At 62.0% G+C, this 14,299-nt stretch carries 12 protein-coding genes; 8 read left to right on the top strand and 4 right to left on the bottom strand.

Annotation, left to right across the window (positions count from 1 at the left end; translation table 11 throughout):
- Positions 1 to 29 precede the first annotated feature (29 nt).
- The 4 genes from der (at position 30) to J4D52_RS06160 (ending at position 4,095) form a co-directional block, all read left to right on the top strand.
- Positions 30 to 1,502 carry a ribosome biogenesis GTPase Der gene (gene der / locus J4D52_RS06175; RefSeq protein ID WP_102676057.1) on the top strand — a complete coding sequence of 491 codons (1,473 nt, stop codon included), beginning with the start codon at positions 30 to 32 and terminating at the stop codon, positions 1,500 to 1,502.
- Between the two features lie 191 nt (positions 1,503 to 1,693).
- Positions 1,694 to 2,842 (top strand): pyridoxal phosphate-dependent aminotransferase, encoded by a 1,149-nt coding sequence (locus J4D52_RS06170; protein WP_063432879.1) that lies wholly within the window; start codon positions 1,694 to 1,696, stop codon positions 2,840 to 2,842.
- Positions 2,830 to 3,627, top strand: coding sequence for an amidohydrolase (locus J4D52_RS06165; protein ID WP_025806096.1), 798 nt, complete (start codon positions 2,830 to 2,832; stop codon positions 3,625 to 3,627). The genes J4D52_RS06170 and J4D52_RS06165 overlap by 13 nt, the downstream gene beginning before the upstream one ends.
- Before the next feature lie 54 nt (positions 3,628 to 3,681).
- Positions 3,682 to 4,095, top strand: a complete 414-nt coding sequence (locus tag J4D52_RS06160; protein ID WP_025806095.1) for a hypothetical protein — start codon at positions 3,682 to 3,684, stop codon at positions 4,093 to 4,095.
- A 67-nt stretch (positions 4,096 to 4,162) separates the two neighbouring features.
- Here J4D52_RS06160 and leuA read toward each other — a convergent pair whose 3' ends face one another.
- From leuA to J4D52_RS06140, 4 genes are all read right to left on the bottom strand, one after another.
- Positions 4,163 to 5,842, bottom strand: coding sequence for a 2-isopropylmalate synthase (gene leuA / locus J4D52_RS06155; protein ID WP_063432878.1), 1,680 nt, complete (start codon positions 5,840 to 5,842; stop codon positions 4,163 to 4,165).
- A 336-nt stretch (positions 5,843 to 6,178) separates the two neighbouring features.
- Positions 6,179 to 7,000 carry a peptidoglycan DD-metalloendopeptidase family protein gene (locus J4D52_RS06150; protein ID WP_063432877.1) on the bottom strand — a complete coding sequence of 274 codons (822 nt, stop codon included), beginning with the start codon at positions 6,998 to 7,000 and terminating at the stop codon, positions 6,179 to 6,181.
- Between the two features lie 3 nt (positions 7,001 to 7,003).
- Entirely contained in the window at positions 7,004 to 8,383 is a 1,380-nt protein-coding gene (gene xseA, locus J4D52_RS06145; protein ID WP_102676058.1) for an exodeoxyribonuclease VII large subunit, read from the bottom strand.
- A 90-nt stretch (positions 8,384 to 8,473) separates the two neighbouring features.
- Entirely contained in the window at positions 8,474 to 9,376 is a 903-nt protein-coding gene (locus J4D52_RS06140) for a LysR family transcriptional regulator (RefSeq protein WP_102676059.1), read from the bottom strand.
- Positions 9,377 to 9,478: 102 nt separating this feature from the next.
- Between J4D52_RS06140 and J4D52_RS06135 the strand changes: the two genes are divergently transcribed.
- From J4D52_RS06135 to guaA, 4 genes are all read left to right on the top strand, one after another.
- The gene (locus tag J4D52_RS06135; protein WP_028683312.1) at positions 9,479 to 10,246 is read left to right on the top strand and encodes a sulfite exporter TauE/SafE family protein; all 768 of its coding nucleotides are present in this window, start codon (positions 9,479 to 9,481) and stop codon (positions 10,244 to 10,246) included.
- A 144-nt stretch (positions 10,247 to 10,390) separates the two neighbouring features.
- Positions 10,391 to 10,939: a hypothetical protein gene (locus tag J4D52_RS06130; protein ID WP_063432874.1), complete on the top strand. Its 549-nt coding sequence runs from the start codon at positions 10,391 to 10,393 to the stop codon at positions 10,937 to 10,939.
- Between the two features lie 195 nt (positions 10,940 to 11,134).
- Positions 11,135 to 12,604: an IMP dehydrogenase gene (gene guaB, locus J4D52_RS06125; protein WP_025806086.1), complete on the top strand. Its 1,470-nt coding sequence runs from the start codon at positions 11,135 to 11,137 to the stop codon at positions 12,602 to 12,604.
- 99 nt (positions 12,605 to 12,703) lie between these two features.
- Complete coding sequence (guaA, locus tag J4D52_RS06120; RefSeq protein ID WP_016703480.1) at positions 12,704 to 14,281, top strand: glutamine-hydrolyzing GMP synthase; 1,578 nt, start codon at positions 12,704 to 12,706, stop codon at positions 14,279 to 14,281.
- Positions 14,282 to 14,299: the final 18 nt, after the last annotated feature.

Raw genomic sequence — 14,299 nt, 5'->3', positions numbered from 1 at the left:
TTTTCTGAATTAACGCAGTGGAGAGCCGCATGGTTCCCGTAATCGCCCTGGTGGGCCGACCGAACGTCGGCAAGTCCACCTTGTTCAACCGCCTGACTCGGACTCGCGACGCCATTGTCGGCGACCTGTCCGGTCTGACCCGTGATCGCCAATACGGTGAGGCCAAGTGGCAAGGGCGTACCTACATTCTGATCGACACCGGCGGTATCTCCGGTGACGAGCATGGCATGGACGAAAAGATGGCCGAGCAGTCGCTGCTGGCCATCGAAGAAGCCGATGTCGTCCTGTTCCTGGTAGATGCCAAGGCCGGTTTCACCGCGGCCGACCAGATGATCGGCGAGCACCTGCGCAAACGGAACAAGACCTCTTACGTGATTGCCAACAAGGTCGACAATATCGACCCTGACATGGCGCGTGCCGAGTTCGCCCCGCTGGGCATGGGCGACGCGATCCCGATCGCCGGTGCTCACGGCCGCGGTATCACGCAGATGCTGGAAATCGCCTTGCGCGAGTTCCCGAAAGACGACGCAGACGAGCCGGAAGAGGGTGAGGAAGAAGTCGTTGTCGAAGGCGAGGAAGCCAAGCGCATTCCGGGCCCGAGCGAAAAAGACGGGATCAAGATCGCCATCATCGGCCGGCCGAACGTGGGCAAGTCCACCCTGGTCAACCGCATGCTCGGCGAAGATCGGGTCATCGTCTACGACCAGCCGGGTACCACCCGCGACAGTATCTACATTCCCTTCGAGCGTAACGAAGAGAAGTACACGCTGATCGACACCGCCGGTGTGCGCAAGCGCGGCAAGATCCACGAGGAAGTCGAAAAGTTCTCGGTGGTCAAGACCCTGCAGGCGATCAAAGACGCCAACGTGGTGATCTTCGTCATGGACGCCCGCGAAGGCGTGGTGGACCACGACCTGAACCTGCTGGGCTTCGCCCTGGAAGCAGGCCGGGCCCTGGTCATCGCCCTGAACAAATGGGATGGCATGGACCCGCGCGAGCGTGACTATGTGAAGACCGAACTGGAGCGCCGGCTGTTCTTCGTCGACTTCGCCGATATCCACTTCATCTCGGCATTGCACGGTACTGGCGTGGGCAACCTCTACCAGTCGGTGCAGAACTCCTTCAAGTCCGCGGTGACCCGCTGGCCGACCAGCCGCCTGACGCAGATTCTCGAAGACGCCGTGAGCGAGCACGCGCCACCGATGGTCAACAACCGTCGCATCAAGCTGCGTTATGCCCACCTGGGTGGCGCCAACCCGCCGCTGATCGTGATCCACGGCAACCAGGTGGAGAAGGTGCCGAAGTCTTATGTGCGCTACCTGGAAAACACCTACCGTCGTGTTCTGAAGCTGGTCGGTACGCCGATCCGCATCGAATTCAAGGGTGGTGAGAACCCGTACGAAGGCAACAAGAACACGCTCACCGACCGTCAGGTCAACAAGAAGCGTCGTTTGATGACACACCACAAAAAGGCCGAGAAGAAGCGCAAAGACAAGCGCTGAAGCTCGCTGCGGGAGCCGGCTTGCCGGTGAAGCCCTGGACCTGGTTCAACGCTTCGCCGGAAAGCCGGCTCCTACAGGATTTGTCTTGGAAAAAGGGCGCCTTTGGCGCCCTTTTTCATGCCTGTGGTTTGGGCTATTCTCGGGACCTCCCCGTGCCGCCGTAGAGCCGGGTGCTCAGCAGGGAATCACCCATGATCACCAGTAAGCTGCCGAATGTCGGCACCACCATCTTCACGCAAATGTCGCAGCTCGCCGTGGAAACCGGCGCGCTGAATCTGTCTCAGGGTTTTCCCGACTTCGATGGCCCGCAGGCCCTGTGCGATGCGGTCGCCCGGCATATCGCCAGCGGTCACAACCAATACGCACCGATGACCGGCCTGCCGGCCTTGCGCCAGCAAGTGGCGGCCAAGATCGCCCGCAGTTATGGCGTGCAGGTGAATGCCGACACCGAGGTAACCATCACTCCGGGCGCCACCCAGGCGATCTTCTGCGCCATCCAGGCGGTGATCCAGGCCGGCGATGAAGTGATCGTCTTCGATCCTTGCTATGACAGCTATGAGCCTTCGGTGGAGCTGGCCGGCGGCCGTTGCGTACATGTGCAGCTTGGCCTGACCGATTTCGCCATCGATTGGCAGAAACTCGGCGAAGCCCTGAGCCCGCGTACGCGGATGATCATCCTCAATACGCCGCACAACCCTAGCGGCGCCCTGATCAGTCGTGCCGAGCTGGACCAGTTGGCGGCGCTGATTCGCGATCGGGATATCTACCTGGTCAGCGACGAGGTGTACGAGCACCTGGTGTTCGACGGCATCCCCCACGTCAGCGTGCTGGCCCATGAGGAGCTGTACCAGCGGGCATTCGTGGTCAGTTCCTTCGGCAAGACCTATCACGTGACCGGCTGGAAAACCGGCTACGTGGTTGCTCCACCGGCCCTGAGCGCGGAGCTGCGCAAGGTGCATCAATATGTCAGCTTCTGCGGCGTGACCCCTTTGCAGTACGCTCTGGCGGACTACATGGCCGAACACCCGGAACATGTCGAAGAGCTTCCCGCTTTCTATCAGGCCAAGCGCGACCTGTTCTGCGACCTGTTGGGGGCTTCGCGGTTCAGCTTTACCCGGGTGGCCGGTACTTACTTCCAACTGGTGGACTACTCGCAGATCCGTCCGGACCTGAATGACATCGAAATGGCGATCTGGATGACCCGCGAGCACGGCGTCGCCACTATTCCGGTGTCGGTGTTCTACCGCGAGCCACCGCAAGGACAGCGTCTGGTAAGGCTATGCTTTGCCAAACGTGAGGAGACGCTGCGTCAGGCAGCGGAGAAGTTATGCGTGATCTGAGTGCTTTGCCCAATCTGAATGTGGCGCTGATCCAGACCTCCCTGGTCTGGCACGATCGCCAGGCCAATCTCGAGCACTTCGAGCTGTTGCTCGAACAGGCCCGGGGTGCCGATCTGATTATCCTGCCGGAAATGTTCACTACCGGATTTTCCATGGAGTCTGAAGCGCTCGCCGAGGCGGAAAACGGTCCGACCAGCAAGTGGCTGCGCAGCCAGGCCGCCAGGCTCGGTGCGGTGGTCACCGGCAGCGTGATAATCCAGGCCGCCGACGGCAGCCACCGCAACCGCCTGCTGTGGGCTCGTCCCGACGGCGAGGTCTGGCATTACGACAAACGTCATTTGTTCCGCATGGCGGGCGAGCACGATCATTACACGCCGGGCGAGCGCCAGGTGCAATTCGAACTCAAGGGTTGGCGGGTCAGGCCGCTGATCTGCTACGACCTGCGTTTTCCGGTGTGGAGCCGCGATGCCCGGGATACCGACTTGCTGCTGTACACGGCCAACTGGCCGGGGGCGCGGCGTCAGCACTGGAACCGTTTGTTGCCGGCCAGGGCCATCGAAAACCTGTGTTATGTGGCGGCGGTCAATAGGGTCGGCACCGACGGCAAGGGGTTTGCCTACACCGGGGATAGCCAGGTGCTGGATTTCCAGGGCGAGACCCTGCTCAGCGCCGGTGAGGCCGACGGGGTATTCCAGGTCTGCCTGAATGCCGCGGACCTGGCCGCCTATCGCGCGCGCTTTCCAGCCTACCTCGATGCCGACACCTTCGAGTTCACCCAGGCTTAAAGATCTGTCGGGGTGGGCCGTTAAGGGATAAGAGGATTTTCAGGGAGATTCATCATGACCACTATCGGTGCAGCGAGCATCAATCCATTCCCGCTGGGGGCCGCGCCGCAAAAGCTCAACATCGCCGAGCAGCAGGCCAGTCCGCTCGAGGTGCAGGACAAGAGCGTTGCCGAAGACAGCGATTCGGTGAGTGTCGATATGCAGGAGTACGGCGCCAAGGCCGATTTCAGCTCGCCCACCGCTGATATGGTCGCGCAGTTGCAGAAGCAGATCGACCAGACCGAAAAGACCCTGTCCGAGCAGCAGTCGCAATTGTCCGGGGTGCAGAAGGGCCAGGCGAACGAGGAGCAGAAGGCGCAACAGGCCCTGGAGGTGCAGGCGCAGATCGCGATCACCGCCAACAACCTGCAGGTGTTGCAGGCGGCCTTGCTCCAGGCGCTGACGGCGCGGATCAATACCACCGCCTGAGTGAGGCAATAAATACACAATAAAAAAGCCCCGGATCATCCGGGGCTTTTTTGTCGCCGTGAAACCGTCAGGCGGCTTTGGCGTCCAGCTGGCTCAGGGAGCGGTTCAGCGCGCTGAACAGGGCCTTGAAGCTGGCGGTGGTGATGTTTTCATCGATACCCACACCGTGCACCGCGCGTTCGCCGTTCACGCGCAGTTCGATATAGGCCGCGGCCTTGGCGTTGGTGCCCGCGCCGATGGCGTGCTCGTTGTAGTCCATGATTTCCACCGGAATCGGCAAGCCGGCCACCAGGGCTTCCAGGGCACCGTTGCCTTTGCCGCGCCAGTGCAGGTTGGTCTCGCCCTGGCCCTTGCCGGACACTTCCACTTCCACGGCGCTGTGGCCGTTTTCTTCCTGCAGGCGGTGGCTGACCAGCGCGTACGGGGTGTTGGCCTGCAAGTATTCGCTGTGGAGCAGCGCGTGGATCTGCTGGGCGGTCATCTCCAGGCCCAGGCGATCGGTTTCACGCTGTACTACCTGGCTGAACTCGATCTGCATGCGACGCGGCAAGCTGATGCCGTATTCCTGTTCCAGCAGGTAAGCGATACCGCCTTTGCCCGACTGGCTGTTGACGCGAATCACCGCCTCGTAGCTGCGGCCGATGTCGGCCGGGTCGATCGGCAAGTACGGCACTTCCCACAGCGCATCGGATTTCTGCTGGGCAAAGCCCTTGCGGATAGCATCCTGGTGCGAACCGGAGAAGGCGGTGTGAACCAGGTCGCCGACATACGGATGACGAGGGTGCACCGGGATCTGGTTGCACTCTTCGACCACTTTGCGCACGCCGTCGATATCGGAGAAGTCCAGCTCCGGGTCGATGCCTTGGGTGTAGAGGTTCAGGGCCACGGTGACCAGGTCGACGTTGCCGGTACGTTCGCCGTTGCCGAACAGGCAGCCTTCGACGCGGTCGGCTCCGGCCATCAGGCCCAGCTCGGTGGCGGCCACGCCGGTACCACGGTCGTTGTGGGTGTGCAGGCTGATGAGCACGCTGTCACGACGGTTGATGTGGCGGCCGAACCATTCGATCTGGTCGGCATAGATGTTCGGTGTGGCGACTTCGACGGTGGCCGGCAGGTTGAGGATCACCTTGTTGGCTGGCGTCGGGTTCCAGACCTCGATCACCGCGTCGCAGACTTCCTTGGCGAACTCCAGCTCAGTGGCGCTGAAGGTCTCTGGCGAGTATTCGAACTGCCATTGGGTTTCCGGCTGCTGGGCGGCGTATTTGACGAACAGCTTGGCGGCGTTCACCGCGATCTCTTTCACGCCTTCCTTGTCCTGGTTGAAGACAATGCGGCGGAACGACGGGCTGGTGGCGTTGTACAGGTGGACGATGGCTTTCTTCGCCCCGCGCAACGATTCGAAGGTACGGGCGATCAGGTCTTCACGGGCCTGGGTCAGCACCTGGATGGTGGTGTCGTCCGGGATGTGGCCGCCTTCGATCAGGGTACGCACGAAGTCGAAGTCGGTCTGCGAAGCAGCCGGGAAGGAGGCCTCGATTTCTTTCACACCGACGGCGACCAGGGTTTTCCAGAAACGCAGCTTCTTCACCGCATCCATCGGCTCGATCAACGACTGGTTGCCATCACGCAGGTCGGAGCTGCACCAGATCGGCGCGCTGGTGATGGTCTTCGACGGCCAGGTGCGGTCCGGCAAGTTGATGGTCGGGAACGCGCGGTACTTCGAGGAAGGGTCTTTGAGCATGCTCATGGGGAAATCCTTATTGTCCGGGCCGAAAAGAGGCGGCCTGCCGGTGAATCAATGGGTGTGCTGTTTGAAGCAGGGGACGAGGTACCGCGACTCAACCTGGCAGTCGTGCGCTGACGAGGCAGAGGCTTCGGTGTTGACGGCGCTGAATGAGGGTGTGAGAGGTTTTCATGCCCTCAACCCTAACCATTGGGGTGAAAGATGGCAAGCAGTCGAAAAAAATTGAGATAAATCTCTTAAAACGGAAATTTTGCGAGATTTTATTCTGTCGGAATGATGGCTTTCTCGATCTTATTGCGCAGACTTTTGAACCTGCGCAATCCCTGCAGGAGCCATGACTCAGGGCTGGAAGGCACCGATAAAGATCGCCGGATCGACCCGGGCGTCGTTCAGGCTGACGTTCCAGTGCATGTGCGGTCCGGTGGCGCGCCCGGTGGAGCCGACTTTCCCGACCACGCCGCCGCGGGCCAGTTGCTGGCCGACCTTCACGTCGATCTTCGACATGTGGCAGAACATGCTGATAAAGCCCTGGCCGTGGTCGACGAATACGGTGTTGCCGTTGAAAAAGTAATTGCCGATCAGGATCACCTTGCCGGCCGCGGGAGTCTTGATCGGTGTCCCGGCGGGCACCGCGAAGTCCAGCCCGGCGTGTGGGTTGCGCTCCTCACCGTTGAAGAAGCGGCGAACGCCGAACTTGCTCGACAGCGGGCCGCTCACCGGCTTGTCCAGCAGCAGGTTGCTCGGGGTGTTGGGGCTGAAACTGCGGTAGGCGCGAACCTGCTCGGCCAACTCGGCGTCGATGCGCTTGAGGTCGGCTGGATCGGGGTTGACCTGGCGTTTGTTCTTTAGCGTGATGTGCTGTTCCGGGTATTTCTTGCTGGTCACGCTGAAGTTCAAGCTGCGACCGCCAGCGCTGATCTGCTGGGTGCCGGGCTTGACGGTCAGGGGGATGCCGACAATCGCCAGCCAGTTGTTCTGTTCCTTGACCACCAGCAGCGGTTTTCCCTGATAGCTGGCCTTGGGCGCCTGGGCGGCGCTGCCCAGGTCGATCACCGCCACGCCGCCGGGCACCGGTTTGTTCAACAGGCGAGTGATGTAGCTATCGGCGTGGGCGTTGAAGGTCAGGCACAGCAACAGCAGGGAGCTCAGAAAACGCGGCATGGATCAATCCAATAAAGAAAGGGTGACAGGCGTCAGGTGATTGTCTTCGACCCGGACCTGCAGTTCGCCTTCGCCAAGACGGGCCTTGAGGCGTTGGCCCGGCTGGGTCTGTGCGGCGCTGCGAATGGCCTGGCCGCGCTCGTCCAGCAGGATGCTGTAGCCACGGCCGAGGGTGGCCAGCGGGCTGACCACATGCAGGGTCTGCACCTGGCTTTGCAGTTGCAGGCGGCGGGATTTCAGGCCTTCGCGCATGGCTCGTGGCAGGCGTTCGGCCAGGCTGTCGAGGCGTTGTCGCAGTAGCGCCAGCTGACGCCCCGGGTGCTGGCCGGCAAGCCGGGTTTCCAGGCGGATCAGGCGTTCGCGGCGGGTATTGAGGCTGCGCTCGAACGCCCGGCGCATGCGCATGTCCAGGTCGTCCAGGCGCTGCGCTTGCTGACGCAGACGCTCGCCGGGGTGGCGCAGGCGCCGGGCCATGCCTTCCAGGCGCAGGCGATCGCGCAGCAGCCGATCGCGCATGCGCATCACCAGGCGTCGATGCAGGCTTTCGACCCGATGCCGCAGGTCGCTGGAGTCCGGTGCGAGCAACTCGGCGGCCGCCGAGGGCGTCGGTGCACGCACGTCGGCGACGAAGTCGCTGATCGAGACGTCGGTTTCATGACCCACGGCGCTGACGATTGGTGTGACGCAGGCATCCACCGCCCGGGCCACGGCTTCTTCGTTGAAGCACCAAAGGTCCTCCAGGGAGCCGCCGCCACGGGCCAGGATCAGTGCGTCGAAGCCCCGGGAATCGGCCATTTTCAGGGCCCGGACGATCTGCGCGGTCGCCTCGCGGCCTTGCACGGCGGTCGGGATCAGGGTCAGGGCCACCTGCGGCGCGCGGCGGCGGAACACGCTGATGATGTCGCGAATCACCGCGCCCGTCGGCGAACTGATAATGCCGATGCGCTGCGGATGGGCGGGCAGCGGCACCTTGCGTTCGGTGCTGAACAGGCCTTCGGCACTGAGCTTTTCCTTCAGGGCATCGAAGGCCAGGCGCAGGGCGCCATCGCCGGCCGGTTCGACCGTATCGAGGATCAGCTGATAGTCGCCGCGGCCCTCGAACAGCGAGACCTTGCCGCGCACCTTGACCGCCAGGCCGTCCTTCAGCGCCTGGCGCACCCGCGCGGCATTTTGCCGAAACAGCGCGCAGCGCACCTGGGCACCGCTGTCCTTAAGGGTGAAATACACATGGCCGGACGCCGGGCGGGCGAGGTTGGAGATTTCGCCTTCGACCCAGATGTTGCTGAACACGTCTTCCAGCAACACCCGCGCACGGCCGTTGAGCTGGCTGACGGTCAGGACTTCGCGGTCCAGGCCGAGTCTTGCAAAGGGATCTTTAATCATGGGGCGCAGTTTAAAGGCATTCGGTAAACAATCTCCATGGATCGAAATAAAAGGAGACGATGCCGTTGGCCTCGAATACTCCTTCGGCGGTTAGGGCGTGAGGGCGCCGTGGAAGTGTTCGATGAACTGCTTGACCAGAGGTGTCGGGTCCTGCCGGCAGGCGAGGGCGACCGTGCTCTGGCACGCCGGGTCTGCCAAGGGCAGGAAGTGCAGGCTGGCGGGTGCAATGTCTTGCATCGATTCGGGCAGCAGGGCGATGCCGAATCCGGCCTGGATCAATTGCAACTGTGTGGTCTTGCGCGACAACACCCGCGCTGCCTTGGGAAAAAAGCCCTGGCGCATGCACAGCTCGGCCGACAGGTAACTCAGGCCTCCGCGTTGTGGATGGGGAATGGAGATAAAGGCTTCGTCGCGCAGTTGCGCCAGATCCACGCCCTGCTCAGGAGGGGCTGATACCAGAGGGTGACCCGGTGGCACCGCCAGCAGCAGGCGCTCGCTGAACAGCGGCGTGATCCGCACGCCCTCGCGCTGGCGCAGTACCGGCAGCCGTAGCAGGCCAATATCCAGCCGGCCTTCGGCGACTTCCTCCAGCTGCGCTTCGGAAGACAGGGTGGCGATGTCCATCGAGGCGCCTGGGCACTGTTCCAGATAACTGCTGATGGCCCGCAGCAAGCGGCCGCTCATGGACACCGTGCTGGAGTGGCTCAAGCGCAATGTCCCCAGTTGCCCATGGCCGACCTGGGTCGCCAGCTCGCTGGCCTTGTTCAGTTCATTGAGCAGGCTGCGGGCGCGCGGGTAGAAGGCTTCGCCCGCCGCTGTCAGCCTGGGCAGGCGCGCGGTGCGCTCGAACAGCGGGGTCTTGAGGTGGGTTTCCAGTTCCTTGATCTGTCGGCTGAGGGCGGACTGGGCAATGAACAGACGTTCGGCAGCCGCGCTGAAACTGCCGCTGTCGGCAATTTCCACGAAGTAGCGCAGTTGGCGGGTTGAAATCACTCGTCATGCCTTTTTGAGATGGGTGGATGGCTTTGATGATATTAGTCGCAAGGCTTGTGGCTGGCTAAAGTCATTCCTTGATTAAAGGAGGATGGCGAATCGATGAGCATGGTCGAGTTGTTGGGGCAGTGGTCGTGGGGGGCGAGTGGCTGGTTGGCGATCGGCCTGGGGATCGCCCTGGCCTATATCGTGTTCGGCATTGCCGGGTTCGGCACGGCGCTGGTGGCCGGGCCGGTGCTGATCCTGTTCATGCCGCTGTCGAAGATAATCCCGCTGCTGGTACTGCTGGATTTTGTCGCGGCCTTCGGCAACCTCTTGCCATCGCGGCGGGATGTCGATCGCTCCGAACTGGTACGCCTGCTGCCGTGCATGGCGCTGGGCTGCACCCTGGGGGTGATCTTCCTGCTCAACCTCAAATCCGACCTGTTGCTGCTGTTGATGGGGCTGTTTATCAGCGCTTATGCGGTGTACAGCCTGTGGGTCAAGGCAAGGCCCAAGGCGCTGGCGGCGGGCTGGGCGATTCCCATGGGGACCGTGGGTGGAACGTTCGGGGCGCTGTTCGGCAGTGGCGGCTTTTTATATGCAATCTATCTGAACAGCCGCCTGCCCAAGGATGCGGCGCGGGCCACCCAGAGTGCGTTGATCAGTTGCAGCACGGTGGTGCGCCTGAGCCTGTTCGCCATTGCCGGTGTTTATGCGCAACTGCCTTTATTGCTGCTGGCGCTGTGTTTGTTGCCGGCGATGGCGCTGGGCTTGTGGATGGGGCGGCGGCTGACCCTGAAGTTGTCCCGCGAGGCGTTCGTCCGGCTGGTGACCTGGCTGGTGCTGGCCAGCGGCATTGCCCTGATCGGCCGTTACCTGAGCACTTGACCTGTGGGGTTCAGGGATTAAGCTGCGGGCCCTCGGATCTGCCAGGCACGCCGACTTCTACACTTATGGGTAGGTATCGGCTTGCTGGCGGTATTGTCCGAGCAGGCAACGCAGACTTCCCTTCAGACGCTTCAGGCCCCACCCATGAACTCGCAAAGCATCATCGTTCCGAAAATCTCCACCTTGCCGGTTCACGAACCCCGCGCCCAGGCGATCGTGCGCTGGCTGGTGCGCAAGAACATCGTCGAGGAAGCCTTGAGCACCTGTGGCCGTACCGGCAATCGCATGGCGCACGCCATTGCCCTAGGCGCGCGGGAGGTAGTGCTGCACCCGGAGGCCTTGCCCTTCGGCGAGCCGGTCAACGGCCTGGAGATCATCACCAAGCGCTGCATCTATACTCCGGCCAAGGGGTTTCTCGAGGAAGCGGGCTGCGCCGAGTGCCGTCAGGAAGTGGGGGAGGCGCTGTTCGAGAGCCTGGAAGACTGGATGCCCGGGCGCACCGATAACTTCACCTGCCCCGAGTGCGGGCATGAAGACGACATCAATGGTTTTCTGTTCTTGCAGGAGTGCGGCTTTTCCAACCTTGGTTTCATCTTCAACAACTGGGCCGAGGCCGGGTTCAAGCAGAGCTTTCTCGACGAGTTCGCCGAATGGCTGGATCAGCCGGTGAGTTGGGTGAAGGTGGAGTTGTAAGGGGATTTCGGCAGCCGGGTCCGGGTGATGAAATCATCGTCGGCAGGTGCAATGCTGGCCCGCGAAACAGACGCTGTGTTCCGGCAAATTCCCCATCCATCACCCCGTTGATAATAGACAGACTTTTACATTGAGCCCGGGTAGGTGTCTGAGTATAATGGCGCGCTTCCATTTTCCCGCTCGGGAGCCCCCGCGATGCTGCGTATCAGCCAAGAAGCTCTGACCTTCGACGACATTCTCCTAGTGCCCGGTTATTCCGAGGTGCTTCCTAACGAAGTCAGTCTCAAGACCCGTCTTACCCGTGGCATCGAGCTGAATATTCCACTGGTTTCCGCCGCAATGGACACCGTCACTGAAGCCCGTCTGGCAATCGCCATGGCTCAGGAAGGTGGCATCGGCATCATCCACAAGAACATGACCATCGAGCAGCAAGCTGCCGAAGTCCGCAAGGTCAAGAAGTTCGAAGCCGGCGTCGTCAAAGACCCGATCACCATCGAGGCTGACGCCACGGTGCGCGACCTGTTCGAACTGACCCGCATGCACAACATTTCCGGCGTTCCGGTACTGCACGATGGCGACCTGGTCGGCATCGTCACTTCCCGTGACGTGCGTTTCGAAAACCGCATGGACGCCAGCGTCCGTGAAGTGATGACGCCTAAAGAGCGCCTGGTCACGGTCAAGGAAGGCGCCGACAAGAACGACGTGCGCGAGCTGCTGCACAAGCACCGCATCGAGCGCGTGCTGATCGTCGACGACAAGTTCGCCCTCAAAGGCATGATGACCGTCAACGACATCGAAAAAGCCAAGGCTTACCCACTGGCCAGCAAGGACGATCAAGGTCGTCTGCGCGTAGGTGCTGCAGTCGGTACCGGTAAAGACACCGGTGACCGCGTTGCCGCCCTGGTCAACGCCGGTGTGGACGTGGTGGTGGTCGACACCGCCCACGGTCACTCCAAGGGCGTGATCGACCGCGTTCGCTGGGTCAAGGAAAACTACCCGCAAGTGCAGGTGATCGGCGGCAACATCGCCACCGGTGCCGCTGCCAAGGCCCTGGCCGCAGCCGGCGCCGACGCAGTCAAGGTCGGTATCGGCCCTGGCTCGATCTGCACCACCCGTATCGTCGCCGGTGTCGGCGTACCGCAAATCAGCGCCATCGCCAATGTCGCCGCGGCCCTTGAAGGCACCGGCGTTCCATTGATCGCCGACGGCGGCATCCGCTTCTCCGGTGACCTGTCCAAGGCCATCGTCGCCGGTGCTTCCGCGGTGATGATGGGCTCGATGTTCGCCGGTACCGAAGAAGCGCCAGGCGAAATCGAACTGTTCCAGGGCCGTTCCTACAAGGCTTATCGCGGCATGGGTTCGCTGGGCGCCATGTCCCAGGCCCAGGGCTCTTCCGACCGTTACTTCCAGGACTCCTCCGCAGGTGCCGAGAAGCTGGTTCCGGAAGGCATCGAAGGCCGTGTTCCGTACAAGGGCACCCTGACCGCCATCATCCATCAACTGATGGGTGGCCTGCGTTCTTCCATGGGCTACACCGGTAGCGCCAACATCGAAGAAATGCGCACCAAGCCAGAGTTCGTACGCATCACTGGCGCCGGTATGGCTGAGTCCCACGTCCATGACGTGCAGATCACCAAGGAAGCGCCGAACTACCGCGTAGGTTGATGCTTCAAGCAAAACGTTAAATGACCGGGGCTGTTTTATTCAGCCCCGAGTCGTTTCTGAATCACGACTGTTTTCGAATTACCTAGACGAGACTGAATCATGGCCCTCGACATTCATGCCCACCGCATCCTGATCCTCGATTTCGGTTCCCAGTACACCCAATTGATCGCCCGTCGCGTGCGTGAAATCGGCGTGTATTGCGAGCTGCATCCGTTCGACATGGATGACGAAGCGATTCGCGAATTCGCTCCAAAAGGCGTCATTCTCGCCGGCGGCCCCGAGTCCGTGCACGAAGCCGATAGCCCGCGCTGCCCGCAAGCGGTGTTCGACCTGGGCGTGCCGGTCTTCGGTATCTGCTACGGCATGCAGACCATGGCCGAGCAAATGGGCGGCAAGGTCGAGGGTTCCGAACTGCGTGAATTCGGTTATGCCCGCGTCGATGTGGTCGGCAAGAGCCGTCTGCTGGACGGCATCGAAGACCACGTCGACGCCGACGGCCTGTTTGGCCTCGACGTGTGGATGAGCCACGGTGACAAGGTCACCAAGATGCCGGAAGACTTCCACATCCTGGCCAGCACCCCGAGCTGCCCGATCGCCGGCATGTTCAACGATGACCTGCGCTACTACGGCGTGCAGTTCCACCCGGAAGTGACCCACACCAAGCAGGGCGGTCGCATCCTGTCGCGCTTCATCCTCGACATCTGCGGCTGCGAAGCCCTGTGGACGCCGTCGAAAATCGCTGAAGACGCCATCGCCCAGGTGCGTGCCCAAGTGGGCACCGATAACGTTCTGTTGGGCCTGTCCGGTGGTGTCGACTCCTCGGTGGTCGCGGCCCTGCTGCACAAGGCCATCGGCGACCAGCTGACCTGTGTCTTCGTCGACAACGGCCTGCTGCGCCTGCACGAAGGCGAGCAAGTGATGGCCATGTTCGCCGAGAACATGGGCGTCAAGGTGATCCGCGCCAACGCCGAGGACCAGTTCCTCAACAACCTGGCCGGCGAAGCCGACCCGGAGAAGAAGCGCAAGATCATCGGCCGTACCTTCATCGACGTGTTCGATGCCGAATCCTGCAAACTGGACAACATCAAGTTCCTGGCCCAAGGCACCATCTACCCGGACGTGATCGAGTCGGCTGGCGCCAAGAGCGGCAAGGCCCACGTGATCAAGTCGCACCACAACGTGGGCGGCCTGCCGGAAGAGATGAACCTCAAGCTGGTCGAGCCACTGCGCGAGCTGTTCAAGGACGAAGTCCGTCGTCTGGGCCTGGAGCTGGGCCTGCCGTACGACATGGTCTACCGTCACCCGTTCCCGGGCCCGGGCCTGGGCGTGCGGATCCTCGGCGAAGTGAAGAAGGAATACGCCGACCTGCTGCGTCGCGCCGACCACATCTTCATCGAAGAGCTGCGCAAGGCAGACTGGTACCACAAGGTCAGCCAGGCGTTCGTGGTGTTCCAGCCGGTGAAATCGGTGGGCGTGGTCGGTGACGGCCGTCGTTACGCCTGGGTCGTGGCCCTGCGTGCCGTGGAAACCATCGACTTCATGACCGCGCGTTGGGCGCACCTGCCTTACGAGCTGCTGGAAACCGTCAGCGGCCGGATCATCAACGAAATCGAAGGCATCTCCCGCGTCACCTACGACGTGTCGAGCAAGCCGCCAGCCACCATCGAGTGGGAATGATCCCGGCCGAGTGATCGG

The organism is Pseudomonas sp. GW460-12-10-14-TSB1, assembly GCF_017349775.1.
Classification (GTDB): domain Bacteria; phylum Pseudomonadota; class Gammaproteobacteria; order Pseudomonadales; family Pseudomonadaceae; genus Aquipseudomonas; species Aquipseudomonas piscium.
Note: the sequence above shows the minus strand (reverse complement) of the source record. Positions and strands in the feature narration are given on the sequence as shown.